16 protein-coding genes are annotated in these 26,599 nt (G+C 72.6%); 12 read left to right on the forward strand and 4 right to left on the reverse strand.

Annotated features, from left to right (window positions below; all coding sequences use genetic code 11):
• Positions 1 to 18: 18 nt before the first annotated feature.
• Together ACF1AG_RS27715 and gabT are read right to left on the reverse strand one after the other, a co-directional pair.
• Positions 19 to 636 carry a phosphatase PAP2 family protein gene (locus ACF1AG_RS27715; protein ID WP_387798449.1) on the reverse strand — a complete coding sequence of 206 codons (618 nt, stop codon included), beginning with the start codon at positions 634 to 636 and terminating at the stop codon, positions 19 to 21.
• A gap of 459 nt (positions 637 to 1,095) precedes the next feature.
• Complete coding sequence (gene gabT, locus ACF1AG_RS27720) at positions 1,096 to 2,430, reverse strand: 4-aminobutyrate--2-oxoglutarate transaminase (RefSeq protein ID WP_359602172.1); 1,335 nt, start codon at positions 2,428 to 2,430, stop codon at positions 1,096 to 1,098.
• Between the two features lie 276 nt (positions 2,431 to 2,706).
• Here gabT and ACF1AG_RS27725 point away from each other — a divergent pair, with 276 nt between their 5' ends.
• The 3 genes from ACF1AG_RS27725 (at position 2,707) to ACF1AG_RS27735 (ending at position 8,335) form a co-directional block, all read left to right on the forward strand.
• Entirely contained in the window at positions 2,707 to 4,827 is a 2,121-nt protein-coding gene (locus ACF1AG_RS27725; protein ID WP_359602171.1) for an ATP-binding protein, read from the forward strand.
• Between the two features lie 127 nt (positions 4,828 to 4,954).
• Positions 4,955 to 6,541 carry a PucR family transcriptional regulator gene (locus ACF1AG_RS27730; protein WP_359602169.1) on the forward strand — a complete coding sequence of 529 codons (1,587 nt, stop codon included), beginning with the start codon at positions 4,955 to 4,957 and terminating at the stop codon, positions 6,539 to 6,541.
• Positions 6,542 to 6,889: 348 nt separating this feature from the next.
• On the forward strand, positions 6,890 to 8,335 hold the full coding sequence (locus ACF1AG_RS27735; RefSeq protein WP_391810565.1) for an aldehyde dehydrogenase family protein: 1,446 nt from the start codon (positions 6,890 to 6,892) through the stop codon (positions 8,333 to 8,335).
• Positions 8,336 to 8,398: 63 nt separating this feature from the next.
• Here the strand turns inward: ACF1AG_RS27735 and ACF1AG_RS27740 are convergent, their stop codons facing one another.
• On the reverse strand, positions 8,399 to 11,242 hold the full coding sequence (locus tag ACF1AG_RS27740) for a glycoside hydrolase family 3 C-terminal domain-containing protein (protein WP_391810566.1): 2,844 nt from the start codon (positions 11,240 to 11,242) through the stop codon (positions 8,399 to 8,401).
• 370 nt (positions 11,243 to 11,612) lie between these two features.
• On the opposite strand from ACF1AG_RS27740, the gene ACF1AG_RS27745 reads away from it, so the two are divergent.
• The 5 genes from ACF1AG_RS27745 (at position 11,613) to ACF1AG_RS27765 (ending at position 19,685) form a co-directional block, all read left to right on the forward strand.
• Complete coding sequence (locus ACF1AG_RS27745; RefSeq protein WP_391810567.1) at positions 11,613 to 13,301, forward strand: extracellular solute-binding protein; 1,689 nt, start codon at positions 11,613 to 11,615, stop codon at positions 13,299 to 13,301.
• 25 nt (positions 13,302 to 13,326) lie between these two features.
• Positions 13,327 to 14,391 carry an ABC transporter permease gene (locus ACF1AG_RS27750; RefSeq protein ID WP_391810568.1) on the forward strand — a complete coding sequence of 355 codons (1,065 nt, stop codon included), beginning with the start codon at positions 13,327 to 13,329 and terminating at the stop codon, positions 14,389 to 14,391.
• Positions 14,388 to 15,344: a carbohydrate ABC transporter permease gene (locus ACF1AG_RS27755; protein WP_391810569.1), complete on the forward strand. Its 957-nt coding sequence runs from the start codon at positions 14,388 to 14,390 to the stop codon at positions 15,342 to 15,344. The genes ACF1AG_RS27750 and ACF1AG_RS27755 overlap by 4 nt, the downstream gene beginning before the upstream one ends.
• A gap of 130 nt (positions 15,345 to 15,474) precedes the next feature.
• Positions 15,475 to 17,445 carry a beta-galactosidase gene (locus tag ACF1AG_RS27760; RefSeq protein ID WP_391810570.1) on the forward strand — a complete coding sequence of 657 codons (1,971 nt, stop codon included), beginning with the start codon at positions 15,475 to 15,477 and terminating at the stop codon, positions 17,443 to 17,445.
• Positions 17,442 to 19,685, forward strand: a complete 2,244-nt coding sequence (locus ACF1AG_RS27765) for a glycoside hydrolase N-terminal domain-containing protein (protein WP_391810571.1) — start codon at positions 17,442 to 17,444, stop codon at positions 19,683 to 19,685. Before ACF1AG_RS27760 ends, ACF1AG_RS27765 begins: the two co-directional genes overlap by 4 nt.
• 154 nt (positions 19,686 to 19,839) lie before the next feature.
• On the opposite strand, the gene ACF1AG_RS27770 is transcribed toward ACF1AG_RS27765, so the two are convergent.
• Entirely contained in the window at positions 19,840 to 20,850 is a 1,011-nt protein-coding gene (locus ACF1AG_RS27770) for a LacI family DNA-binding transcriptional regulator (RefSeq protein WP_359602153.1), read from the reverse strand.
• A gap of 271 nt (positions 20,851 to 21,121) precedes the next feature.
• Between ACF1AG_RS27770 and ACF1AG_RS27775 the strand changes: the two genes are divergently transcribed.
• The 4 genes from ACF1AG_RS27775 to ACF1AG_RS27790 form a co-directional block, all read left to right on the forward strand.
• Complete coding sequence (locus ACF1AG_RS27775) at positions 21,122 to 23,071, forward strand: acyl-CoA dehydrogenase family protein (protein WP_359602151.1); 1,950 nt, start codon at positions 21,122 to 21,124, stop codon at positions 23,069 to 23,071.
• A gap of 125 nt (positions 23,072 to 23,196) precedes the next feature.
• Entirely contained in the window at positions 23,197 to 24,459 is a 1,263-nt protein-coding gene (gene dxr / locus ACF1AG_RS27780; protein ID WP_359602149.1) for a 1-deoxy-D-xylulose-5-phosphate reductoisomerase, read from the forward strand.
• Positions 24,460 to 24,467: 8 nt separating this feature from the next.
• The gene (locus ACF1AG_RS27785) at positions 24,468 to 25,760 is read left to right on the forward strand and encodes a site-2 protease family protein (protein ID WP_359602195.1); all 1,293 of its coding nucleotides are present in this window, start codon (positions 24,468 to 24,470) and stop codon (positions 25,758 to 25,760) included.
• 186 nt (positions 25,761 to 25,946) lie between these two features.
• The coding region (locus ACF1AG_RS27790; protein WP_391810572.1) for a flavodoxin-dependent (E)-4-hydroxy-3-methylbut-2-enyl-diphosphate synthase at positions 25,947 to 26,599 on the forward strand (653 nt) is incomplete at its 3' end.

A 26,599-nucleotide genomic window follows, 5' to 3' on the forward strand; every position in this document is an offset into this window, starting at 1 on the left:
GGTGGTTCCCGCCCCAGGTCACTCCTCGTGTCGCCGTGCTCTCCGACCGTATCGCGCGACGGCCAGGGAGAGGGCCTGAAGAAGGATCAACGCCAGGCACCAGCTACCCACCACGTCCAGCGGCCAGTGGTAGCCCCGGCGCACCAGCCCGTACGACGCGCCCAGGATCAGCAGGGCGCACAGCACCACCAGGCCCCGGCGTGCGGCCGGTGATCCGAGGAGCGGAAGCAGCAGCAGGGTCGCCGCGCCGTACGCCACCGTCGCCGTGGCCGTGTGGCCGGAGGGGAAGTAGCCGGTCGCCGGGGGGACGGCGGGGGTGCCGGGGCGGTCGGTCCAGGCCTTCAGCGGGGCCACCAGCACCGGGACCAGGACCATCGCCGCCGCCCCGGCCGCGGGCGGCAGCCACCAGCGGTCCACACCTGTGGCACGCAGCCGCCACGCCGTCACGGCCAGCGCGAGCGCGAGGACGGGCACGGCGACCTCGACGTTGCCGAGGTCGGAGAGGATCTCGGAGGCCCGGTCGGGCCGGACCAGCGCGTCGCTCAGACGCTCGTCGAGCGCGAGGAGCGGCCCGTCGGCGAGGACCTGCCAGGTGATCAGAACGAAGAGGAGGAGCGGCACGGCCGGCAACAGCATGCGGGACAGCTTCGCAGGCGGCAGGTGCGGGCACGCCGGAGGGCCGGCGCAAAGGGGGGGGTGTGCGCCGGCCCTCCGGGGAACGGCTTGCCGTGTCCGGTGCCCGGACGGCCGTCCGGATCGGAACGTCGCGCGCCCCGGGGGGTCTGGGGCGGGCGACCGTCCGATCGTGAGGAGACCCGGGGCCCTCGGGCCCCGGTTGTGTGCGCGAGGCACGACCAGGTCGAAGCTGGGGAGGCCTCGGCCTGAGCCGCCCACAGTCCCCTGTGGGCGGGGGTGTATCTCTCATCCGGGTAGAAACCTACGGCAGGGGGTGCCCCGGCGACAGGGCCAACGGGCTCCTGTCATCCACCCCCCACACGTTCTTCACACGCTCTGCCGCTGTCCGGATCCGGACGGATCCCGGGACGGCCGTCGACCGGACCCCGGGACGCATCACCGGACGGGCGCCCAGGCTGGTCAGACGCGGGCGAAGGCCTGCTCGATGATGTCGAGGCCCTCGTTCAGCAGGTCCTCGCCGATGACCAGCGGCGGCAGGAAACGCAGCACGTTGCCGTAGGTGCCACAGGTCAGGACCAGCAGGCCCTCCTGGTGGCAGGCCTTCGCCAGCGCGGCCGTGGCCTCCGGGTGCGGCTCCTTGGTGGCGCGGTCCTTGACCAGCTCGATCGCGATCATCGCGCCGCGGCCCCGGACGTCGCCGATGATGTCGAACTTCTCCGCCATGGCGGTCAGGCGGCCCTTCATGACCTCCTCGATCCGCTTGGCGCGGGCGTTGAGGTCCAGCTCCTTCATCGTCTCGATGGCGCCGAGCGCACCCGCGCAGGCCACCGGGTTGCCGCCGTAGGTGCCGCCCAGGCCGCCGGAGTGCGCGGCGTCCATGATCTCCGCGCGGCCGGTGACCGCGGCCAGCGGCAGACCGCCCGCGATGCCCTTCGCCGTGGTGATCAGGTCGGGGACGATGCCTTCGTCCTCGCAGGCGAACCACTGGCCGGTGCGGCAGAAGCCCGACTGGATCTCGTCGGCGACGAAGACGATGCCGTTGTCCTGCGCGAACTCGCTGATCGCCGGTAGGAAGCCCTTGGCCGGCTCGATGAAACCGCCCTCGCCGAGCACCGGCTCGATGATGATCGCGGCGATGTTCTCGGCGCCCACCTGCTTCGACATCTCGTCGATGGCCTGCGCGGCGGCCTCCGGACCCGCGTTCTCCGGGCCGGTCGGCCAGCGGTAGCCGTAGGCGACCGGCACGCGGTACACCTCGGGCGCGAACGGACCGAAGCCGTGCTTGTACGGCATGTTCTTCGCGGTCAGCGCCATCGTGAGGTTGGTGCGGCCGTGGTAGCCGTGGTCGAAGACCACGACCGCCTGGCGCTTGGTGTACGCACGCGCGATCTTGACCGCGTTCTCCACGGCCTCGGCGCCACTGTTGAACAGCGCGGACTTCTTCGCGTGGTCGCCCGGCGTCAGCTCGGCGAGCGCCTCGGCGACGGCCACGTAACCCTCGTACGGCGTCACCATGAAACAGGTGTGTGTGAAGTCGGCGAGCTGCGCGGAGGCGCGGCGGACGACGGCCTCGGCGGACGCGCCGACGGACGTCACGGCGATGCCGGAACCGAAGTCGATCAGGCGGTTGCCGTCGACGTCCTCGATGATGCCGCCGCCGGCCCGCGCGGTGAACACGGGCAGCACGGAGCCCACGCCCTGCGCGACCGCGGCGGTGCGGCGGGCCTGCAGCTCCTGCGACTTCGGGCCGGGGATGGCGGTGACGACGCGGCGCTCCTGCGGAAGTGCGGTCATGCGGGGCTCCTGGGGGTGTAACGGACGCTCGATGCTTCTTTTCTCGCAGGCTAGGGCGGGGGGAGAAGGCTGGGCATGCTCCATGTGGGCGTTGTCCGGGGGTCCGCGTTGTCCGCCGTGGACATACCCGCCGGGCGGTGGCCGTGCCGACGCGGCGCGGCGGCGTGTTCCGGCCGGATGCGGACCCCGGCCGTGCCATCGGTGGACCGCGCCTGTCGGGGCGTTAGATTGACGTGTCTGTAGGCGTACGAGGCGGCTGCTCAGGGGGCAGGGGCGATGGACAGCGAGGGTACCCAGGACGCGCGGGGCACGCAGGCCGGCCCCGTGCCGCGCCCGGCGGGACCACCTCAGGTACCGGCGGCGCCACCGCGCCCCGCGCACGCACCCGGCGCGCCGCCGCCCCCGGACGGCTCCGCGTTCCTCACCTGGCTGCGCACCGCCCGCCCGGAGACGCTCCCCGGCATCTGGCGGTTCGGCCACCGGCCCCGCCCCGAGGAGGAGCCGGAGCGCATCCCCGGCCGTCAGCTGTTCAGCGGCGCGCTGATCGCGTTCCTCGTCGGCTGGCTGATCTGGTCGCTGCTGTGGAACGGCTACCTGGGCGGCTGGTGGCTGCTGCCGCTGTACGCGATGATTCCCGACTCCTGGGCGGAGCCGCACAGCTTCGCCTCCGTCGTGGTCGTCTACGCCTACTACGTGCTGATCGCCGGGATCATCATGGTCGGCGTGGGCCGGCTGGGCCGCTGGGGCGAGATCTGGCGCCGCTACGGCCCGCCCGCCTGGCGCCGCACCCCGCGCGACGAGCCCCCGCCGGCCCCGGAGGAGGACCCGGCCGCCTGGCCCGCGCTGCGGGCCGCCGGGGCCGTCGACGCCGCCGAGCGGCTCGCCTCCGACGCCCGCGCCGGGCTGATGCGGGACGTCGACCACGCCCGGATCGCCCGCGCCTGGCAGGGCGTGCGCACCGGCCGGCACAGCCTCGCCACCTTCACCGGGGCGGTGCTGGGGGACGGCGCCGCCGCCTGTCCGCACCCGTCCGGCGCCCGCGACCTGCCCGTCCGGCAGGCCCGCCACGACCTGCTCACCGGCCAGGTACGCCTCGGCACCACCGCCGACGACCCGCGCAACCCCTACGCCTACCGCGGCGCCGGCCTCGCCCTCGGAACCGACCTGCTCGGCACCTCCATGCTGGTGGTCGGACCTGCCGGGTCGGGCAAGACCGGTGGTGTGGTCCGGCCGGTCGCCGAGTCGCTGTGCCTCCAGGCGCTCGCCGGGCGGACCGCCGTGGTGGTGGTCGGCGCTGCCGGCGCGGGCCTCGGCCCGTCGGACGCCTACGACGTCGTCATCCGCATCGGCAGCCCCGACTCCGTCTACGACCTCGACCTGTACGGCGGGACCGCCGACCCCGACGAGGCAGCCGCCGTGCTCGCCGAGGCGCTCGTCGGCGACCTCGCGGACCCGCACCCCGGCAGCGACACCCGCCGCTCCACCACCGTCCTCGCGCAGCTCCTCGGACCGTTCCGCGCGGTGCACGGCCGCTTCCCCTCGGTGCCGGAGCTGCGGCAGCTGCTCGACGGCGCCCCCGCGCCCCTGGCGGCCCTGCGCCAGGGCCTCCAGGACTCCGGCCAGGAGTCACTGCTGCGCGAACTCGACGCGCGGGAACGGCAGATGGGCCACCCGGGCGACGTCGGCGGCATCCTCGCCGACCGGGTGGCGCTGCTGGACCGGCCCGCCTTCGCCGGGTTCTTCGACACCTCCGGCGAGTCCCGGCCGTTCACCCTCAAGGCGCTCGACCACCCCGTCCGGGTGCGCGTGGACCTGCCCGAGCGGGGCCACGCGGACGCCTCACGGATGCTGGCGCGGCTGGTACTCGCCCAGTTCGCGGCGAGCGTCACGGTGCGCGAGGACCGCTCCCTGTTCGCCTGCCTGGTGCTGGACGACGCCGCCGGCGTGATCACCCCCGAGTCCGTGCGCGGCATCCAGCGGCTGCGGTCCGCGAACGCGGGCGTGCTGCTCACCCTGCGCACCCTGGACGACGTGCCCCGGCCGCTGCGCGGACCGCTGCTCGGCGCCACCGGCTGCCGTATGGCACTGTCCGGGGTGACCCCCTGGGACGGCCAGGACTTCGCCGAGGTGTGGGGCAAGGAGTGGACCGAGGCGCGGGACGTCACCGACCGGCAGATCATCGCCGAGAGCCCCATGGGCAAGGCGGTGCACGCGCTGCGGCGGGCGATCACCGGCAAGGCGCCGACCGCGCGGGCGGTCACCGTCCGCCAGGTGGAGCGGGAGCGCTGGTCGGCGTCCGAGCTGGCGCACGCGGTGCCCGCGGGGCACGCGGTGCTGTCCCTGACGAGCGTGAAGGGCGAGCACGCACCCCCGCTCCTGGTGGACCTGCGGGAGTGAGCGGTCCCGGCCGCCGGGGACCGTACGGTGAGGCAGAATCGACACAGGCCGTTCATACGAGACGGCCAAAAGATCACCGTTCTTGCACACCGACCCCCGGCCGCCGAACCGAAGGCTCACCGCCCCGATGCCCCCGACGCTCGCCTCGCTCGTCCACCACTCCGCGCTCAAGCTGACCGTGCGCGCGGGGGAGGACCGCCTCGACGCGCCCGTCCGCTGGGCACACGCCAGCGAGCTCGCCGACCCCGTGCCGTACATGGAGGGCGGCGAACTGCTCCTGATCACCGCGCTGAAACTCGACGCGGAGGACCGGGAGGCGATGCGCCGCTATGTGAAGCGGCTGGCCGGCGCGGGCGTGGTCGGACTCGGCTTCGCCGTCGGCGTCCACTACGAGGACATCCCCGAGGCGCTGGTCGAGGCCGCGCGTGAGGAAGGGCTGCCGCTGCTGGAGGTGCCGCGCCGTACCCCTTTCCTCGCCATCAGCAAGGCCGTGTCCGCCGCGATCGCCGCCGACCAGTACCGCGCGGTCACCGCCGGCTTCGCCGCCCAGCGGGAACTCACCCGGCACACCCTCACGGACGGTCCCGAGGGGCTGCTCGCCGCGCTCGCCTCCCAGGTCGACGGGTGGGCCGCACTGTACGACGCCTCCGGCGCGGTCGTCGCCGCCGCACCCGACTGGGCGGGCCGGCGCGCCGCCCGGCTCACCGCGGAGGTCACGCGACTGCGGGAGCGGCCCGCACCCGCCTCCTCGGTGGTCGCGGGACCGGAGAACGAGGACCGGGTCGAGCTTCACTCCCTCGGCACCGGACGGCGCCCGCGCGCCGCGCTCGCCGTCGGCACCGCGTCCGCCCCCGGCACCGCCGAGCGCTACGCCGTCCACTCCGCCGTCGCGCTGCTCACCCTCACCACCGAACGCTCCCGCTCGCTGCACGCCGCCGAACAGCGCATCGGCGCGGCCGTGCTGCGCATGCTGCTCGCGGGGGAGCCGGACCACGCCCGCGCGGTCGCCGGCGACCTGTACGGCGGACTGCTCGACGCGCCGTTCCGGATCATCGTCGCCGAGACCGGGGCGTCGGCCGCCGCCCGCGCCCAGGGCGAGGCGAACGGTGACGCCCTCGGGGCTCTCGCCGAGGCCGCCGAGTCCGCCGCGGCGCGGTCGGGCGAGGCGGTGCTGGCGGTGCCGGAGGGGGAGCGGCTGGTCGTGCTGGCCGCGGACGGCGGCAGCGTCGTCAGCGCCTGCTGCGACCACGCGGCCGCGCGCGAGGCCGCGCGCAAGACCGACGACGAGCTGATCGTCGGGCTGTCCGCGCCGGCCGGGCCGATCACCGCGTCCGCCGCCTACAAGCAGGCCGAACAGGCGTTGTCCGTGGCCCGGCGGCGGGGCAGGGTGCTGGTGGAGCACGAGCAGATGGCCGCGGGGTCCGTGCTGCCGCTGCTCGCCGACGACGCGGTGAAGGCGTTCGCGGACGGATTGCTGCGGGCGCTGCGCGACCATGACGCGACCGGGCGTGGCGACCTCGTCGCCTCTTTGCGGGCCTGGCTGTCCCGTCACGGGCAGTGGGACGCGGCGGCTGCGGATCTCGGAGTGCACCGGCACACTCTTCGCTACCGCATGCGCAGGGTGGAAGAGATCCTGGGGCGGTCCCTGGACGACCCGGATGTCCGGATGGAGCTGTGGCTTGCTCTGAAGGCGACGTCGGCGGATACGGCCTGAGCGGTGCGGCTGTCCTTCGCGCGGGGCGGTGGGGGTTGAGCGCGCGGTCCCCCGCGCCCCTGAGGGACGCCTCAGCTGCGGGCGGTCGTGCCGCTTGGGGCGGCACGGGTGGGCGCAGCGGCACCCTTGCGACGCCGGTGCGGGTCTTCCGTGGCTGAGCGCGCGGTTCCCCGCGCCCCTTCAGGGGGTGGCACTCACCGCGCTCATGGGGGGCAGCTCCGGTGCCAAAGTGGCATGGAAGGCCGGGGCACTACTCCGCCCCGGACAAACGCCGCCCCGGCGCCCCGGACCTACCGTGGTGGCCAGCAACCCACGTACACCTCCAACGCGGAAGGGCCGGGACTCGACATGACTTCCACCCACGCCTTCTGGCTCGCCGGCCGCCAGGCCACCGGTGAGACCGCCTTCGACGTCACCTCCCCCTGGGACGGCCGGGTCGTCGGCGCCGTGAGCGTGCCGACCGAGGACCAGGTCGAGGAGGCCGTGGCCGCCGCGTACGCCGTGCGGGACGAGTTCGCCGCCACGCCCGCCCACGTCCGTGCCGCCGCCCTGGACCACGTCAGCCGTCGGCTGGTCGAGCGCACCGAGGAGATCGCGCGTCTGATCTCCGCCGAGAACGGCAAGCCGATGAAGTGGGCGCGCGGCGAGGTCGGCCGGGCCGTGTCCGTGTTCCGTTTCGCCTCCGAGGAGGCCCGCCGCTTCAACGGCGGCGACGCCCAGCGGCTCGACACCGACGCGGGCGGCCAGGGCCGGCTCGCCTTCACGCGCCGCTTCCCCAAGGGCGTCGTCCTCGGCATCGCGCCGTTCAACTTCCCGCTGAACCTGTGCGCCCACAAGGTGGCCCCCGCCATCGCCGCCGGCGCGCCCATCATCCTGAAGCCGGCACCGGCCACCCCGCTGTCCGCGCTGATCCTCGGTGAGCTGCTGGCCGAGACCGAGCTGCCCGCCGGCTCCTGGAGCGTCCTGCCGGTGCCCAACGACCGTATGCCCGCCCTGGTCCAGGACGAGCGGCTGCCGGTCATCTCCTTCACGGGCTCCGAGAAGGTCGGCTACGCGATCATGGACTCGGTGCCGCGCAAGCACTGCACCCTGGAGCTGGGCGGCAACGGCGCGGCCGTCGTCCTCGCCGACTTCGCGGGCGACGAGGACCTCGATCGGGCCGCGTCGCGCATCGCCGCCTTTTCCAACTACCAGGGCGGCCAGTCCTGCATCTCCGTGCAGCGCGTCATCGCGGACGCCTCGGTGTACGAGCGGCTGCTGCCGCGCATCGTCGCCGCCGTGGACGCGCAGGTCACCGGTGACCCGTCCGACGACGCCACCGACGTCGGCCCGCTGGTCAGCGAGGACGCCGCCAAGCGCGTCGAGTCCTGGGTGAACGAGGCCGTCGAGGCCGGCGCCGCCCTCCTCACCGGCGGCAAGCGCGACGGCGCCTCGTACGCGCCGACCGTGCTCGCCGACGTGCCCGCCGACGTGACGATCTCCTGCGAGGAGGTCTTCGGCCCGGTGCTGACGGTGCAGAAGGTGAACGGCGAGGAGGAGGCGTTCGCCGCCGTCAACGACTCCAAGTACGGCCTCCAGGCAGGCGTGTTCACCCACGACCTGCAGACCGCCTTCCGCGCCCACCGCGTCCTCGAGGTCGGCGGCGTGGTCGTCGGCGACGTGCCCTCCTACCGCGCCGACCAGATGCCGTACGGCGGCGTCAAGCAGTCCGGTGTGGGCCGTGAGGGCGTGCGGTTCGCCATGGAGGACTACACCTACGAGCGGGTGATGGTCCTCACCGGTCTCGCCCTCTGAGCGCCTGACGCGGAAGGGCCCGGCACCGAATCGTTCGGTGCCGGGCCTACGCCGTGCCGGGACTCAGGCCGTGAAGCCCACCCGCGCCACCCGCAGCGCCCCCCGCACCCTCAGCCGCACGTCCCGCACCCCGCCGGGCGTCCCGTCGACGGGCGCGGTCAGCGTGACGTACGCGTACGGATCCGCCGTGGGCGCCTCCAGGGAGAGGGAGGCGAGCGACGGGCCGCCGTCCAGGGCGACCTCCACCGTGCCCGAGCCGGACACCTCCACCGACATCCCCCGCACCCCGGCGCCGAAATTGCAGCGCCGGTACAGCAGTTCGCCGTCCTTCCCGCCCAACGGGGTCACCGCGTCGCCCGACTCCTTCGTCCGGTCGACGATCTCCGTGCCGCGCTGCTCGTCGAAGTCGGCGCAGACCAGGCGGTTTTCGACGACCGGACGCGGTGCGCCCGGCTCGCCCTCCAGGGTGACCGTGGTGCTCAGCCGCACGTCCTCGCTGGACGCGCCGGCCAGCAGTTCGTACGCCCCCGGCTCCACCCGCCACCGCCCGACCGCCACGTCCCAGAAGGCGAAGACGGACAGCGGCAGGTCGAAGAGGAGGCGGGTGCTCTCACCGGGGGCGAGCGACACCCGGCGATGGCCGAGCAGTTCGCGGCGCGGGCGCGGCACCGACGGGTCCACGGCCCGCCCGTAGAGCTGGGCCACCTCGTCGGCCGTGACCGCCCCGGTGTTGGTCACCTCGAACGCGACCCGCACCCCGGACTCCGTCACGTCGGCCGTCAGCTCCCCGTAGGCGAAGGCCGCGTAGGACAGGCCGTGGCCGAAGGGGAACAGCGGGGTGCCCTCGAAGTAGAGGTAGGTCTGGCGTCCGCCGATCACGTCGTAGTCGAGGAGCTCCGGCAGGTCGGCGTCGTCGGCGTACCAGGTCTGCGGCAGCCGTCCGGCTGGGGAGACGTCCCCGGCGAGCACCCGTGCGAGTGCTGTCCCCGCCGCCTGGCCGCCGTGCGCGGTCCACAGCACCGCCGGCAGGTCCCCCGGCTCCACCGCGTACGGGTAGGCGGACACGAGGGCGAGGAGCGTGGGCGGGCCGGCGGTGCGGGCGGCGTGCAGCAGCCGTTCCTGGTGGGCGGGCAGGCGCAGGGTGGTGCGGTCCTCGGTCTCCCGGCCGTTGATGTGCGGGTCGTTGCCGGCGACCACCACGACCACGTCGGCCGCGGCGGCGGCGCGGGCGACGGCGTCCTCGCCGCGTTCGGTGACGACCAGCCCGAACACCTCCGGTTCGCCCTCGGCGGCCCGCACGCCGTCCGCGGTGACCCGCACGGGATGCCCGGTCCCCAGGTGGCGCAGCAGATGACCGTCCCCGTGCGGTTCCAGCCGGAACGTCTCCTTCACGATCCAGCCGCCCGGCTGGTCGGCGGAGGCGCGCAGATATCCGTCGTCGGCGACCGAGAGGTACCGGCCGTCCGGGGCGCGCAGGGTGAGCACCCCGTCGCCCCAGTCGACGAGGGCTAGTTCGGTGCCGTCCGGTGCGGCGACGAGCGGCGGCAGGTCGGTGCGGCCCGCGAGCAGCGCGGGGTCGAGGGCGCCTTCCTCGCCGCGCGCCGCCTGCGGGACGTCCGGCGTGGGCGGTACGTGCAGGAAGGCGCCGGTGGAGGTGCGCAGCAGAACGCGGTCGACGCCCTCGGCGAACTCCACACGGTCGGCGCCGAACCGCTCGTACAGGCCCTCCAGCGGGGTGGAGCGGTGGATGAGGCTGCCGCTGTACCAGTCGAGCTTGCACTCGTCGGCGAGCAGCCCGACCACGGCGACCCGGGCGCCCGGGGCGAGCGGCAGCAGGCCGTCGTTCTTCAGCAGCACGACCGCCTGCTCGGCGGCCTCCTGGGCGAGCGCCCGGTGTTCGGGGGTGTCGAAGGCCCGCTCGGCGGCATACGGGTCCCGGCCGGGGTCGAACTCGCCGAGCCGGAACCGCACCGACAGCTGCCGCCGGACGGCAGTGTCGACGTCCTCCTCGCTCAGCAGGCCTTGTGCCAGCGCCCCCTTGATCCGCGCGACGGTCCTCGAGCTGTCGGCGCCGTGGTCGGTGAAGCTGTCGACGCCCGCGCGCAGAGCCGCCGCCGTGGCCTCCTCGTGCGTGTCGAAGTAGTGCTCGGAGTCGACCAGGTTGGACGGCGCGCCCGCGTCGGAGCAGACGAGGAGCTCCTCGCCGGTCCAGGCGCGCAGGTGCTCGCGCAGGTACGGGGACACATGGTTGGGGCGGCCGTTGACCAGGTTGTACGCCGGCATCACCCCGGCCACCGTGCCCGCCGCCACGGCGTCGCGGAAGGCGCGCAGGTCGTACTCGTGCAGCACGCGGGGCCGGACCGAGCTGGACGTGGTGTCCCGGCGCGTCTCGTTGTTGTGCGCCAGCCAGTGCTTGAGGACGGGTGCGGTGCGCCAGTACACCGGGTGGTCGCCGCGCAGGCCGCGGGTGTAGGCGGTGGCGATCGCCGAGGTGAGACGCGGATCCTCGGAGTAGCCCTCCTCGTTACGGCCCCACAGCGGGTGGCGCAGCAGGTTCACGGTCGGAGACCAGACGTTGAGGCCGACCCGCTCGTCGCGTGCGCGCATCGTGCGGGCTTCCCGGGACACCGCCTCGCCCACCCGGCGCACCAGGTCCTCGTTCCAGGTCGCCCCCAGTCCGACGGCCTGCGGGAAGACGGTCGCCGGGCCCATCCAGGCGACGCCGTGCAGGGCTTCCTGGCCGGTGCGGAACGCGGCGACGCCCAGCCGCTCGACGGCGGGAGCGAACTGGTGCAGGAAACCGGTCCTCTCGTCCAGGGTGAGCCGCGACAGCAGGTCGTCGATGCGCTCGGCGAACGGCAGGGCCGGGTCGCGGAACGGCGGCGTGGGCGGGGTGGGTGCGGTCACGTGGTGGTCCCCTCGGAATGGAGCGCTACGGCGCTTTCGAAGCGCTTCGATGCTCGATGCGCTTCGGGTCGGGTGTCAAGGGATCCAGGGCGGTGGACCACTCCGCCGTCGCGGTGCCCTTGACCTCAACTCACGTACCTCTCCTCCCTCGTGATCGCCCGTCCGCCACGGGAATTATCGGAGCGGGCCTTGTGTGCCACTGGGTGTTCACTTAACCTCGCAGCAACATCGAAGCGCTTCGACAGCGAGGCCGCCGTGATGGCGTGCATGTTCCGCCGGACGACCGCTTCCGATCGGCCAGTTCCACCGAAGACACCACAGCCGACGGCCACCTGCCGGGTGTCCTGGTGCGCCACGAAGGGTTGACGCAATGACGCCGAACGCCGCTTCCTCCTCCGGGCCGAGCCGGAGAGGCTTCCTCACCTCCACGGCGGCCGCCACCGCGGCGGTCGCCGTAGGGTCGCCGCTGCTGGCCGCCTGCGGCGGCGGGGGCCGGGAGGGCCGCAAGGAGGGCACCACCTCGGGCAAGGAGGCCGCGAAGATCCTCCCGGCGTTCGTGGCGTCGAGTGTCGTCACCCCTGACATCCCGGCGAAGAACGGATCGGCGGCCGGCTTCACCCGGGCGATACCGACGGACCGGCTGAAGACCTCCGTGCCGAAGACGCTGGGCAGCGGCGGGACCCTGACGGTCATGTCCCCGTTCTGGGGCACCCCGCCGAAAGGCGACAACCCCTACTACACGGCGATGAACAAGGCCGTCGGCGTCGACGTGACCTGGCAGAACCAGGACGGCGTCACCTACGACCAGAAGCTCGGCGCGGTGCTCGCCTCCAGCGAGATCCCGGACGTGGTGGTCGTCCCCGGCTGGAACCTGATGGGCCGCATCCCCAGCGCCGTCAACGCCAAGTTCGCCGACCTCGGCCCCTACCTCTCGGGCGACAAGGTGAAGGACTACCCGAACCTCGCCGCCGTCCCCACCGAGGCATGGCAGCGGGGCATCTTCGGGGGACAGCTGCGCGGCATCCCCATGCCCGCCCCGTACGTCACCGACATCGCGCCGCTGTACCGCAAGGACCTGTTCGCGAAGAAGGGGTACACCGCCCCGGGCAGCCCGGACGAGTTCCTGGCCTGGGCGAAGGAGGCCACCGACGCCAAGTCCAAGCTGTGGGCCTGCGACGACATGAAGTGGACGGCGTTCAACGTTTTCGGTGTCCTCTCCGGCAGCGACAAGGCGCTCTGGTGGAACCTGGAGGGCGACAAGCTGGTCAACCGCATCGAGACCGAGCAGTACCTCGAGGCGCTGGAGTGGACCCGCAAGCTGTACGCCGCCGGGGTGGTCCACCCCGACGCGGTGCAGGGCAAGGCCGGCGGTGACGCGGGCAACCGGTTCACCGCCGGCGAGGTGCTGGTCTACAACCAGAACATCTCCGACTGGTGGGGCAAGACCGCCGAACAGCGCACGCGGAACGCCGGCTTCGAGATGGAGGCGTTCGACTACTTCGGCCCCGACGGCGGCGACCCCACACTGTGGGCGGTCCAGCCGGCCAACATCTTCACCTTCGTCTCCAAGAAGGCCTCCGAGCAGCAGGTCAAGGACTTCCTCGCCCTCTGCAACTTCTGCGCCGCGCCCTACGGCACCAAGGAGTTCATGCTCACCGCCTACGGCGTCGAGGGCACCGACTACACGGTCGAGAAGGGCCTGCCGGTCAAGACCCAGCAGGGCGTCAACGAGGTCAACGGCGCCTACGACTACACCGGCAATCCGGCCCCGTACATCGCCTATCCCGACCTGCCCGGGATCACCAAGGGGATGGTCGAGTGGCAGCAGCGGATGGGCGCCTTCACGAAGAAGTCCTCCTTCTTCGGGCTCACCGTCACCGAGCCCACCCGCTGGTCCAACCTCGCCGACGACTTCGAGCAGCTCGAGGACGACGTGGTGCGCGGCCGCAAGAAGATCAACGACGTGCAGCAGGCCGTGTCCGACTGGCGGAGCAGGGGCGGCGACGGACTGCGCGACTGGTACCGCAAGCTGCTCGACGACAACGGCTCGGCCGACTGACCCGGAGCGAGGCGAGGAGACGGCCGTGTCGCACAGCACGGTGCCTCGGGGCACGACCGAGGCGCAGACACCCCCGCAGGACGACGACGGGACGACCGGGACCGCCAATGGCCCGGCCCCGTCGGGGAAGGGCGGGCGCGGGCCCCGCGCGAAGAAGGCCGGACGGCTTCCGTTCCGGATCAGGTGGCGGCGTGACCGCACGCTGATCCTGATGACCGTGCCGGCCCTGCTGCTGGTTCTGGTCTTCAACTACGTGCCGATCCTCGGCAACGTGGTCGCCTTCCAGGACTACGACCCCTATCTCAGCGAGAACGGCTTCGTCGCCATCTTCGAAAGCCCGTGGACCGGCCTCGAGCAGTTCGAGCGGATCTTCGCCGACTCGGCCTTCTGGCACGCGGTGCGGAACACCTTCGTGCTGTTCTTCCTCCAGCTGGTGCTCTACTTCCCCGTCCCGATCCTGCTCGCGCTGCTCATCAACAGCGTGGTGCGGCCCCGGGTGCGGGCGGTCGCCCAGGCGGTCATGTACCTCCCGCACTTCTTCTCCTGGGTGCTCGTCGTCACCGTCTTCATGCAGATCTTCGGCGGCGCCGGCATCATCGCGCAGACCCTCCGCCGGCACGGCTACGAGGGGTTCGACCTGATGACGAACCCGGAGATCTTCAAGTACCTGGTGACCGCCGAGACCGTCTGGAAGGACGCCGGCTGGGGCATCATCGTCTTCCTCGCCGCCCTCTCCTCCGTCTCCAGCGACCTGTACGAGGCAGCCGCCATGGACGGCGCGGGCCGCTGGCGCCGCATGTGGCACGTCACCCTGCCCGCGCTGCGCCCGGTGATCGCCCTGCTGCTGGTGCTGCGCGTCGGCGACGCCCTCACCGTCGGCTTCGAGCAACTGCTGCTGCAGAGACAGGCGGTGGGCGTCGACGCCTCCGAGGTCCTCGACACCTACGTGTGGTGGAACGGCATCCGCAACCAGGACTTCAGCTACGCCGCCGCGGCCGGACTCGTCAAGGGCGTGGTGGGCCTCGGTCTGGTCCTCACCGCCAACAAGGTGGCCCACCTGATGGGCGAGCAGGGGGTGTACAAGAAATGACCGCCGTCCTCGGCACCCGCCCCGATCCGGGGGAGACCCGGGTGAAGAAGCCCGGCCGCTGGTCCGCGCCGCCCCGCCCGGTGTGGGAGGAGGAGCCGTCCCCCGCCGGACAGGCCGGCAAGGGCCTCGCCCTCGGTCTCGCCTGCCTGGCCATCCTCTTCCCGCTGTGGATCGTGATCGTCACCAGTCTGCAGACCAAGCAGACCATCGACGAGGCGGGCGGCCTGGTGGTGATCCCCAAGGGCATCACCTTCGTCGCCTACCAGGAACTCCTCGGCGGCGGACAGGTGCAGCGGGCCGCCCTGGTCAGCGTCGGCGTCACCGTCGTCGGCACGCTGTTCAGCATGGCCGTGTCGGTGCTGTGCGCCTACGGCCTCTCCCGCAGCGGCTCGCTGGGGCACCGCTGGATCCTGATGACCCTGCTCGCCACGATGTTCTTCGGCGCCGGCCTCATCCCGACCTACCTGCTGGTGCAGGCGCTCGGGCTGACCGACACCTATCTGGCGCTGATCCTGCCGAGCGCGGTGAGCGTCTTCAACGTCCTGGTGCTCCGCGCGTTCTTCATGAACATCTCGCAGGAGCTCGTCGACAGCGCCCGCATCGACGGGGCGGGGGAGTGGCGGATCCTGTTCCGCATCGTGATGCCGCTGTCCCGCGCGGTCATCGCGGTGATCTCCCTGTTCTACGCGGTCGGCTACTGGAGCGCCTGGTTCAACGCCTCCATCTACCTCACCGACCAGGACATGATGCCGCTGCAGAACGTCATGATCCAGCTGGTGCAGAAGCAGGAACGGCCCGTCGGGCTGTCCGCGCAGATCAACACGGGGCAGCTGTCGCCGCTGGCCATCCAGATGGCCGTGATGGTGCTGGCCCTGCTGCCGGTGGCCGTGCTGTCGCCCTTCGTCCAGAAGCACTTCAAGAAGGGGATGCTCACCGGCGCGGTCAAGGGGTGACCCCCTGTGCGGGACGCTCCCGGGCGTCCCGCACCCGCGCGCATCCTCCCCGTCCGCCCCTTGCCCGAGGACCCGCCATGTTCCCGCCCTCACCCCGCCGCTCCGGCGCCCGACCCCACGAGGCCGTCTGATGCCCCGCCTGGCCGACGTCACCCGCGGCCGCATCCTCTACGGCGGCGACTGGAACCCCGAGCAGTGGCCCGAGGAGACCTGGCAGGAGGACGTCCGCCTGATGCGAGAGGCGGGGGTCAACTCCGTCACCCTCGGCGTCTTCTCCTGGTCCCGCATCGAACCCCGGCCCGGCGAGCGGGACTTCGGCTGGCTGGACCGGCTGATGGACCTGGCGCACGAGAACGGCATCGGCGTCGTCCTCGCCACCCCCACCGCCTCCCCGCCCCCCTGGACGGGCCGGCTGCACCCGGACACCCTGCCGGCCGACGCCGACGGCAACACCGAACTGTGGGGCGGGCGACAGCACTTCTCCCACTCCAGCGCCACCTACCGGCGTCTCGCCGCCGCGATCACCGAGGACCTCGCCGCCCGCTACGCCGCCCACCCCGCCCTCACCCTCTGGCACATCAACAACGAGTACTGCACCTACGACCACGGCGCCGAGGCCGCCGCCCGCTTCCGCACCTGGCTGCGCCACCGCTACGGCACACTCGGCGCCCTCAACACCGCGTGGGGCACCGCCTTCTGGAGCCAGACCTACGGAGACTGGCAGGAGGTGCTGCCGCCCCGGCGCACCCACTACCTGAAGAACCCCGCGCAGGTTCTGGACTTCCGGCGCTTCACCTCCGACATGCTCCTGGAGTGCTTCACCGCCGAGCGCGACATCGTCCGCCGGTACACCCCGCACCTCCCGGTCACCACCAACTTCATGCCGCTGTGGTCCGGGCAGGACGCCTGGCGCTGGGCCGAGGAGGAGGACGTCGTCTCCGTCGACCTCTACCCCGACCCGGACGACCCGTCCGGGGCGCAGCACGGCGCGCTCGTGCAGGACATGACCCGCTCACAGGCGCGCGGTCCGTGGATGCTCATGGAACAGGCGGCCGGCGCGGTCAACTGGCGCCCTGTGAACCGTCCCAAGCCGCCCGGCCTCAACCGTCTGTGGTCGCTCCAGGCCGTCGCACGCGGCGCGGACGCCGTCTGCTACTTCCAGTGGCGGCAGTCCCGGCAGGGCGCCGAGAAGTACCACTCCGGCATGCTCGGCCACGCCGGTCCAGACGGGCGCGCCCACCAGGAGATACGCCGGCTCGGCGCCGACCTGGCACGCATCGCCCCGCATGTGGGCGGCGGCGCGGTCACCGCCCAGGTCGCCGTGCTGCACGACTGGCACGCCTGGTGGGCGAGCGACCAGGAGGGCCGCCCGTCCCGGGAGACGGACCACGCCGAGATTCTCGGCGCCTGGCACCGCGCCCTGTGGCGGGCCCACCTCACCACGGACTTCGCCCACCCCGAACACGACCTCGCCGGATACCGGATGGTCGTCGTCCCCCGGCTGCACCTCCTCACCGACCGCGCCGCCGACAACCTCGTGGCGTACGCGCGTGGCGGCGGCACCCTGGTCTGCGGCTTCGGCACCGGCGTCGTGGACGAGGACGACCGGGTGCGGCCGGGCGGCATGGACGAGCGGCTGCGCGCCCTGTTCGGCATCCGCACCCTGCACGAGTGGTGGCCGCTGGAGCCCGGCGCGAGCGTGGAGGCGGAGGGCGGCCTGCGCGGCACCCTGTGGTCGGAGGAGCTGGAGGCCGACGGCACGGCCGACGAGACCCTCGCGTACCGGGGCGGTGAACTGGACGGACTGCCCGCCGTGCTGCGCAAGGACCGCGCCTGGTACGTCTCCACCCTCCCCGAACCGGACGCCCTGCGGGACCTGCTGACCCGTGCCGCCGCCGGGGCGGGCGTGCGGCCGGTGCTGGAAGGGCTCCCGGACACGGTGGAGGCGGTGCGCAGGAGCGGACTGCTGTTCCTGCTGCACCACGGCAGGGGCGAGGCCGTCGTGGACGTCCCCGGCACCCACCGCGACCTGCTCACCGGCGCCACCGTCACCGGCCGGGTCACTCTCGGCCGCTACGGAGTGGCGGTGCTGGCGCCATGACCGGCGGACCCGTGCACGGCACCTGGGAGTTCCGGCCGGCCGCCCGCTGGGAGGACGCCTTCCTGTGCGGCAACGGCCGGCACGGCGCCCTCGTCCTCGGCGACCCGGACGACGACCGGACCATCATCACCCACCACACGCTCGTCCGGCCGAACGACGACGCGGGCGGCCGGCGCCGGCTGCCGCCCCTGCTGGCCGACCAGCTCCCCGACGTCCAGGACCGGCTGCTGTCCGGCGACCTCACCGCCGCCGAGGACTTCACCGACGGACGCCCGCTCCAGTGGGTGCGGCCCTTCCACCCGGCCTTCCAGACCCGCCTGCGCCACCAGGACGGCGCCGCCGACCGGACCGACTACCGCCGCGAGGTCGACTTCGCGACGGGGGAGGCCATCGCCCGCCACGACGGCCGCACCAGCCGCGTCTTCGTCTCCCGCGCGGACGACGTGATCGTCCAGCACGTCACCGGCCCCGACCTCACCCTCCGCCTCTCCCTCGACCATCGGCTGCCCCACGCGCCCGACACCCTGCGCGTCGGACACGGCGCCGTCCTCACCCCTGAGGGCGCCCTGCTCAGCCTGCGCGTCCGCCACCCCGGCAGCGACGCCGCGTACACCGGGGTGACCGTGGCCGCCGTCACCGGCGGACGCACCGAACTCGCCCCGCCCGGCGTGCGCATCACCGGGGCCCGCTCGGTCCTGCTGCTCACGCGGGTGCTGCGGCACACCGGCGAGGCGGACGTGGTCACCGAGAGCCGCGTCCTGCGCGACCTGCTCACCACGGACCTGCCGGCGACCCCGCCGCCCGCCCGGCCCGCCTACGAGATGCTTCTCGCCCGGCATCTCGCCCTGCACCGCACCGCGTACGAACGGGTCGCCCTCGACCTCGACGCCGATCCCGCCGAACGGGAGCTGCCCGGCTCGGCGTTGCTCGCCCGATCCCGCAGCACCGCCCTGGTGGAGCGGCTGTTCGCCGCGGGCCGCTACCACCTGCTGTCGTCCAGCGGGGCTCTCCCGCCCAGGCTCACCGGACTGTGGACGGGCGACTGGGACACCGCCTGGTCGGGCGCCTTCACCCTGGACGCCAACCTCAACCTCCAGACCGCGTCCGCCGCCGCGGCCGCCCTCCCGGAGGTCACCGATGCCCTGGCGTCTCTGATCCAGGGGCAGTTGCCCCACTGGCGGGACAACGCCCGCGCGGTGTTCGGCGCCCGGGGCGTGGTCGCGCCCGCGCACACCGACGGCGAGTCCGGGCACAGCTACCACTTCAGCCGCGAGTACCCCCTGCATCTGTGGACCGCGGGTGCCGACTGGCTGCTCAAGCCGCTCGTCGACCACGACGAGACCTACGGATCCCGCGACCCGCGCACCGCCGCCGCGCTCGCCGAGGTCGCGGACTTCTACGAGGACTTCCTCACCCGCACCGGCCCCGACGGCAGGCTGGCCGTCGTCCCCTCCTACTCGCCCGAGAACCGGCCCGCGAACGGCAGCTGGGGTGCGCTGAACGCGGCCATGGACCTGTCCGCCGCCCGGCACGCCCTGCACACCGCCGCCGAGTACCACCCGGACCGCGCCGACCGCCTGCGCGCCCTCGCCGACCGGCTGCCCCCGCACCGGGTCAACGCCGACGGGGCGCTCGCCGAATGGGCGTGGCCCGGCCTCGAGGACGCCTACGACCACCGCCACCTCAGCCACCTCCACGGCGTCTGGCCCCTGGACGAGATCACCCCCTACGATACCCCGGGACTCGCCGAGGCAGCCCGCCGCGCCCTGGAGCTGCGCGGCTCCGAGAACGACTCGGCGCACGGTCATCTGCACCACGCCCTGACCGCCGCCCGGCTCCGGGACGGCAGACGGGTCGCCGACGCGCTCGGCCGGGTCCTCGACGGCGACTTCTTCCACGACTCCCTGATGAGCGCCCACTATCCGCACCGGAACGTCTACAACGCCGACGCCGCGCACACCCTGCCCGCCGTGCTGATCGAGGCGCTCGTGCAGTCCACCCCGGACCGGCTGGTGCTGCTGCCCGCCCCGCTCCCGGTGCTCGCGAGCGGCCGGCTCACCGGGATCCGCACCCGCTTCGGCGCCGTGCTCGACCTCACCTGGACGCCGCACGGCGCCACTGCCGTGCTCCGGCCCGACCGCGCCGCCCGCATCACCCTGTGGACCTCCGCCGGTACCCGGCCGCTTGACCTGGCCGCCGGAGAGGAACGCGTCGTCCCGCTGCCGGCGGCGACGCGATGACCGGGCACGTCCCCCCGCCCGTGGAAGGGACGCCACGGCAGGAGATCACCTCGTCCGCCGGGGGCCTCGGCTTCCGCACCGACAGCCTGACCGTCTCCGGCGGCTGACGCACGCCCCTGTGCCGTCCGTGCCGATGCCGACGGCACAGGGCCGGTCAGCGCACCGGCGCGGGACCCGAACTCGCCCGGACCGTCAGCGCGGGCGGCAGCAGCACGACCTCGTCGCCGCCGCGTCCGTCGAGCTTGGCGACCAGCTGCTCCACGGCGTGCCGGCCCATCTCCTGGGCGGGCAGGGACACCGACGTCAGCCGCACCGAAGCCTGCACGGCGACCTGCTCCGGGCAGACCGCGACCACCGAGACGTCCTCCGGCACGGCGCGGCCCTGCTGCCGCAGCAGGGCGAGGAGCGGCTCCACCGCCGCCTCGTTCTGCACCACGAAGCCCGTGGTGCCGGGGCGTTCGTCGAGGATCCGGGCGACCGTCGCGGCCGTCGCGTCGTACCCGCCCTCGCAGGGGCGGTGCAGCAGCCGCACCCCGGTCTCCCGGGCGGCCGAGCGCAGCCCGTCCAGGGTTCGCTCGGCGAAGCCGGTGTGGCGCTCGTAGACCGCGGGGGCCTCGCCGACGACGGCGACTTCCCGGTGGCCCAGTCCGGCGAGATGCTCCACGCAGAGCGCGCCGGTCGCCTTGAAGTCGAGGTCGACGCAGGTCAGTCCGGTGGTGTCGGCGGGCAGTCCGATCAGCACGGCCGGCTGGGCGGACTCCCGCAGCAGCGGCAGGCGTTCGTCGTCCAGCTCGACGTCCATGAGGATCATGCCGTCGGCGAGACCGCTGCCGGCCACCCGGCGGACCGCGTCCGGGCCCTCCTCGCCGGTGAGCAGAAGCACGTCGTACCCGTGGGTGCGGGCGGTGGTGGCGACCGCGATGGCGATCTCCATCATCACCGGCACGTACATGTCGGTCCGTAGCGGCACCATCAGGGCGATGATGTTGGACCTGCTGCTGGCCAGGGCGCGGGCGCCCGCGTTGGGGTGGTAGCCGAGCTCGCGGATGGAGCGTTCCACCCGCTGCCGGGTGGTCGCGGAGATCGACCGCTTGCCGCTGAGGACGTAGCTCACCGTGCTCGCCGAGACTCCGGCGTGCTGGGCGACCTCGGCGAGGGTGACCATCCGGCATCTCCCAGGTATGTGAAGCGCTTCGACATGAGCAGATAAGGCTAAAAGTGCTTATGAGAACGGGTACGACCCTAGCTTCCGGGGGTCATGATGTCCATACAGTCGAAGCGCTTCGACGGGAGAGTTCCGCGTCGTGCCGCCGTACGGGGATCGGCCGGACGGCGGCACGCAGGGTGGTGGGGTCGCTACGAATCGGGTACATACGATCGAGTAGCACCGGTCCGTACCGCAATGACTCCATCCTATTCGCGGCGAGGTGAGCCTCATGTCCGCAGTACCCGAGACACCCGCGGCCCCGACCAGGCCGACCGTCACCGAACGTGAGGCCCGGCAGGTCGCCGAGGCGGCGAGGGAGCAGGACTGGCGCAAGCCCAGCTTCGCCAAGGAACTGTTCCTCGGACGCTTCCGGCTCGACCTCATCCACCCCCACCCGCTCCCCGCCGACGAGGACGTCCGCCGCGGTGAGGAGTTCCTCGCCAGGCTGCGCGAGTTCTGCGAGGCGAAGGTCGACGGCGCCCTGATCGAGCGCGAGGCGCGCATCCCCGACGAGGTGATCAACGGGCTCAAGGAGCTCGGCGCCCTCGGCATGAAGATCGACACCAAGTACGGCGGCCTCGGCCTCACCCAGGTGTACTACAACAAGGCCCTCGCCCTGGTCGGCTCCGCCAGCCCCGCCATCGGCGCGCTGCTCTCCGCGCACCAGTCGATCGGCGTGCCCCAGCCGCTGAAGACCTTCGGCACGCGCGAGCAGAAGGAGACCTTCCTGCCGCGCTGCGCCCGCACCGACATCTCGGCCTTCCTCCTCACCGAGCCCGACGTCGGCTCCGACCCGGCCCGCCTCGCGACCACGGCGGTACCGGACGGCGACGACTACGTGCTGGACGGCGTGAAGCTGTGGACCACCAACGGCGTGGTCGCCGACCTGCTCGTCGTCATGGCCCGCGTCCCGAAGTCCGAGGGCCACCGGGGCGGCATCACCGCCTTCGTCGTGGAGGCGGACTCCGAGGGCGTCACCGTGGAGAACCGCAACGCCTTCATGGGCCTGCGCGGCCTGGAGAACGGCGTCACCCGCTTCCACCGCGTCCGCGTCCCCGCATCCCACCGCATCGGCGAGGAGGGCCAGGGCCTGAAGATCGCCCTCACCACCCTCAACACCGGACGGCTCTCCCTGCCCGCGATGTGCGTCGGCGCCGGCAAGTGGTGCCTGAAGATCGCCCGCGAGTGGTCCGCCGAGCGCGAGCAGTGGGGCAAGCCGGTCGCCCTGCACGAGGCCGTCGGCTCCAAGATCGCGTTCATCGCGGCGACCACCTTCGCCCTGGAGGCCGTCGTCGACCTCTCCTCGCAGATGGCCGACGAGAACCGCAACGACATCCGCATCGAGGCCGCCCTCGCCAAGCTCTACGGCTCGGAGACGGCCTGGCTGATGGCCGACGAACTGGTCCAGATCCGCGGCGGCCGCGGCTTCGAGACCGCCGACTCGCTGCGCGCCCGCGGCGAACGCGCGGTCCCCGCCGAGCAGATGCTGCGCGACCTGCGCATCAACCGCATCTTCGAGGGCTCGACCGAGATCATGCACCTGCTGATCGCACGCGAGGCCGTCGACGCCCACCTGTCCGTCGCCGGGGACCTCATCGACCCCGACAAGAGCCTCGGCGACAAGGCCAGGGCGGGCGCGAACGCGGGCGTCTTCTACGCCAAGTGGCTGCCGAAACTGGTCGCCGGACCCGGACAGCTCCCGGGCGCGTACGGCGACTTCAAGCACGGCATCGACCTCTCCCCGCACCTGCGCTACGTGGAGCGCACCTCGCGCAAGCTGGCCCGCTCCACGTTCTACGCCATGTCCCGCTGGCAGGGACGGATGGAGACCAAGCAGGGCTTCCTCGGCCGGATCGTCGACATCGGCGCCGAACTGTTCGCCATGAGCGCCGCCTGCGTCCGCGCTGAGCACCTGCGCAGCCGCGGCGACCACGGCCGCGAGGCCTACCAGCTGGCCGACGCCTTCTGCCGCCAGGCCAGGCTGCGCGTGGAGGAACTGTTCGGCCGGCTCTGGAGCAACACCGACGACCTCGACCGCAAGGTCGTGAAGAACGTCCTCGGCGGCTCCTACACCTGGCTGGAGGACGGCGTGATCGACCCCTCCGGCGAGGGCCCCTGGATCGCCGACGCCTCTCCCGGCCCGTCCGCCGGGGAGAACGTCCGCCGACCGATCCGCTGAGCGGCCCGGGGAGGGGCCGGCCACGGCGCGCGTCCCCTCCCTCCGCTCCCCGCGCACCACGGACACGCCCCCGGGGTACCGGGGCGGGGGCCCCACGGCCGCCGCGACCGGACACAATGGGGCCCATGACCGACGCTCCAGCCCCCCTCGCCGACCCGCACCTGGTGTACGACCCCGTCGCGGGAGACGGCCCCAAGGACGTGGTGATCCTCGGCTCCACCGGGTCGATCGGCACCCAGGCCATCGACCTCGTGCTGCGCAACCCCGACCGCTTCCGGGTCACCGCCCTGTCCGCCAACGGCGGCCGGGTCGCCCTCCTCGCCGAGCAGGCGCACCGCCTGCGGGTGCGCACGGTCGCCGTCGCCCGCGAGGACGTGGTGCCGGAGCTGCGCGAGGCGCTGTCCGCGCGGTACGGCACGGGGGAGCCGCTGCCGGAGGTCCTCGCCGGGCCCGACGCGGCCACCCAGGTCGCCGCCTCCGACTGCCACACCGTCCTGAACGGCATCACCGGCTCCATCGGGCTCGCCCCGACCCTCGCCGCCCTGGAGGCGGGCCGCACCCTCGCCCTCGCCAACAAGGAGTCGCTCATCGTGGGCGGCCCGCTGGTGAAGGCGCTGGCCAAGCCCGGTCAGATCATCCCGGTGGACTCCGAGCACGCCGCGCTGTTCCAGGCGCTGGCCGCCGGTACCCGCGCCGACGTCCGCAAGCTGGTCGTCACCGCCTCCGGCGGGCCCTTCCGCGGCCGCACCCGGCGGGAACTGGCGGCCGTCACCGTCGAGGACGCCCTCGCCCACCCCACCTGGGCCATGGGCCCGGTCATCACGATCAACTCCGCGACCCTCGTCAACAAGGGCCTGGAGGTCATCGAGGCCCACCTCCTCTACGACATTCCCTTCGACCGCATTGAGGTGGTCGTGCATCCCCAGTCGTATGTCCACTCGATGGTTGAGTTCACGGACGGATCGACACTGGCCCAGGCGACGCCCCCCGACATGCGGGGCCCCATCGCCATCGGCCTCGGCTGGCCCGAACGGGTCCCGGACGCGGCCCCGGTCTTCGACTGGAGCAAGGCGTCCACCTGGGAGTTCTTCCCCCTCGACAACGAGGCCTTCCCCTCGGTGAACCTCGCCCGGCACGTCGGCGAACTCGCGGGGACCGCCCCGGCGGTGTTCAATGCCGCGAACGAGGAGTGCGTCGAGGCCTTCCGCACCGGCGCGCTGCCGTTCCTCGGCATCATCGACACGGTCACCCGGGTGGTCGAGGAACACGGAACGCCCGCCGCGGGAACCTCACTGACCGTGCCGGACGTCCTCGAAGCGGAGACCTGGGCCCGCGCGCGGGCCCGCGAACTGACAGCCCGGACGGCGAGCGCGGAGGCGCGTGCATGACGACCCTGATGTTCATCCTCGGCATAGTCGTCTTCGCGGCCGGCCTGCTGTTCTCCATCGCCTGGCACGAACTGGGGCACCTGTCCACGGCCAAGATGTTCCGCATCCGTGTGCCGCAGTACATGGTCGGCTTCGGTCCGACCCTCTGGTCCCGGCACAAGGGCGAGACCGAGTACGGCGTCAAGGCGATCCCGTTCGGCGGCTACATCCGCATGATCGGCATGTTCCCGCCGGGGCCCGACGGCAAGCTGGAGGCCCGCTCCACCTCCCCGTGGCGCGGCATGATCGAGGACGCCCGCTCCGCCGCCTTCGAGGAGCTGCGGCCCGGCGACGAGAAGCGCCTGTTCTACACGCGCAAGCCGTGGAAGCGGGTCGTCGTCATGTTCGCCGGCCCGTTCATGAACCTGATCCTCGCGGCCGTGCTGTTCCTCATCGTGCTGATGGGCTTCGGCATCCAGCAGCAGACCACCACCGTCAGCTCGGTCTCCCAGTGCGTGATCTCGCAGAGCGAGAAGCGCGACGACTGCGAGAAGTCCGACCCGCAGTCGCCCGCCGCCGCGGCCGGCATGAAGGCCAAGGACAAGATCGTCGCCTTCGACGGGGTCCGCACCGACGACTGGGGCACGCTGTCCGACCTCATCCGCGACAGCGCGGGCAAGAGCGTGCCGATCGTCGTCGAGCGCGACGGCGAGGAGGTGACGCTGCAGGCCACCATCGCCACCAACATGGTCGCGAAGAAGGAAGGCAACGGCACCTACGTCGAGGGCGAGTACGTCAAGGCCGGCTTCCTCGGCTTCAGCGCCGCCACCGGCGTCGTCAAGCAGGACTTCGGCGAGTCCGTGACCTGGATGACCGACAGGGTCGGCGACGCGATCGACTCCCTGGCCGCCCTGCCGTCGAAGATCCCCGCCCTGTGGGACGCGGCCTTCGGCGACGGGCCGCGCGAACCCGACTCCCCGATGGGCGTCGTCGGCGCCGCCCGGGTCGGCGGGGAGATCGCCACCCTCGACATCCCGGCCTCGCAGCAACTCGCGATGTTCGTGATGCTCCTCGCGGGCTTCAACCTCTCCCTGTTCCTGTTCAACATGCTCCCGCTGCTGCCGCTCGACGGCGGACACATCGCCGGCGCTCTGTGGGAGTCGCTGCGCCGCAACCTCGCGAGGCTGCTGCGCCGCCCCGACCCGGGCCCCTTCGACGTGGCGAAGCTGATGCCCGTCGCCTACGTCGTGGCGGGGATCTTCGTCTGCTTCACGATCCTCGTGCTGATCGCGGACGTGGTGAACCCGGTGCGTATCTCCTGACCCGCCCGCACCACGACACCCGTTGCTCACGACGGCCCGGAACCCTGGCGTTCCGGGCCGTCGCCCTTTGGGTGGGTTTAAGGGAGCGATGTGCTCGAGCCTTGGCCATTGCCGTAATCTCGGAGCCCGGAGCCCGCTGCTCACGGGGAGCCGGACCTTGATCCACGACTTGGGGTTGCACAGCAGATGACTGCGATTTCTCTCGGCATGCCGTCCGTCCCGACCACGCTCGCCGTGCGCCGGAAGAGCCGGCAGATCCAGGTCGGCTCCGTGGCGGTGGGCGGGAACGCTCCGGTGTCGGTGCAGTCGATGACGACGACGCGGACGTCGGACATCGGTGCGACGTTCCAGCAGATCGCGGAGCTGACGGCGTCGGGCTGCCAGATCGTGCGGGTGGCGTGTCCGACGCAGGACGACGCGGACGCGCTGCCGGTGATCGCGAGGAAGTCGCAGATCCCGGTGATCGCCGACATCCACTTCCAGCCGAAGTACGTGTTCGCCGCGATCGAGGCGGGCTGCGCCGCGGTGCGGGTGAACCCGGGCAACATCAAGAAGTTCGACGACCAGGTCAAGGAGATCGCGAAGGCGGCGAAGGACCACGGCACCCCGATCCGTATCGGGGTGAACGCGGGTTCGCTGGACCGGCGGCTGCTGCAGAAGTACGGCAAGGCGACGCCGGAGGCGCTGGCGGAGTCGGCGCTGTGGGAGGCGTCGCTGTTCGAGGAGCACGATTTCCGGGACATCAAGATCTCGGTGAAGCACAACGACCCGGTCGTGATGGTCGAGGCGTACCGGCAGCTCGCGGCGCAGTGCGACTACCCGCTCCACCTGGGTGTCAC

It is taken from the genome of Streptomyces sp. NPDC014764, from assembly GCF_043082785.1.
In the GTDB taxonomy this organism is placed as follows: Bacteria; Actinomycetota; Actinomycetes; order Streptomycetales; family Streptomycetaceae; genus Streptomyces; species Streptomyces althioticus.

Coding starts and splice junctions, on each gene's coding strand:
- dxr (WP_359602149.1), top strand. CDS start 23,197: ATGACCGACGCTCCAGCCCCCCTCGCCGACCCGCACCTGGTGTACGAC.
- ACF1AG_RS27735 (WP_391810565.1), top strand. CDS start 6,890: ATGACTTCCACCCACGCCTTCTGGCTCGCCGGCCGCCAGGCCACCGGT.
- ACF1AG_RS27725 (WP_359602171.1), top strand. CDS start 2,707: ATGGACAGCGAGGGTACCCAGGACGCGCGGGGCACGCAGGCCGGCCCC.
- ACF1AG_RS27765 (WP_391810571.1), top strand. CDS start 17,442: ATGACCGGCGGACCCGTGCACGGCACCTGGGAGTTCCGGCCGGCCGCC.
- ACF1AG_RS27745 (WP_391810567.1), top strand. CDS start 11,613: ATGACGCCGAACGCCGCTTCCTCCTCCGGGCCGAGCCGGAGAGGCTTC.
- gabT (WP_359602172.1), bottom strand. CDS start 2,430: ATGACCGCACTTCCGCAGGAGCGCCGCGTCGTCACCGCCATCCCCGGC.
- ACF1AG_RS27760 (WP_391810570.1), top strand. CDS start 15,475: ATGCCCCGCCTGGCCGACGTCACCCGCGGCCGCATCCTCTACGGCGGC.
- ACF1AG_RS27775 (WP_359602151.1), top strand. CDS start 21,122: ATGTCCGCAGTACCCGAGACACCCGCGGCCCCGACCAGGCCGACCGTC.
- ACF1AG_RS27770 (WP_359602153.1), bottom strand. CDS start 20,850: ATGGTCACCCTCGCCGAGGTCGCCCAGCACGCCGGAGTCTCGGCGAGC.
- ACF1AG_RS27730 (WP_359602169.1), top strand. CDS start 4,955: ATGCCCCCGACGCTCGCCTCGCTCGTCCACCACTCCGCGCTCAAGCTG.
- ACF1AG_RS27715 (WP_387798449.1), bottom strand. CDS start 636: ATGCTGTTGCCGGCCGTGCCGCTCCTCCTCTTCGTTCTGATCACCTGG.
- ACF1AG_RS27785 (WP_359602195.1), top strand. CDS start 24,468: ATGTTCATCCTCGGCATAGTCGTCTTCGCGGCCGGCCTGCTGTTCTCC.
- ACF1AG_RS27755 (WP_391810569.1), top strand. CDS start 14,388: ATGACCGCCGTCCTCGGCACCCGCCCCGATCCGGGGGAGACCCGGGTG.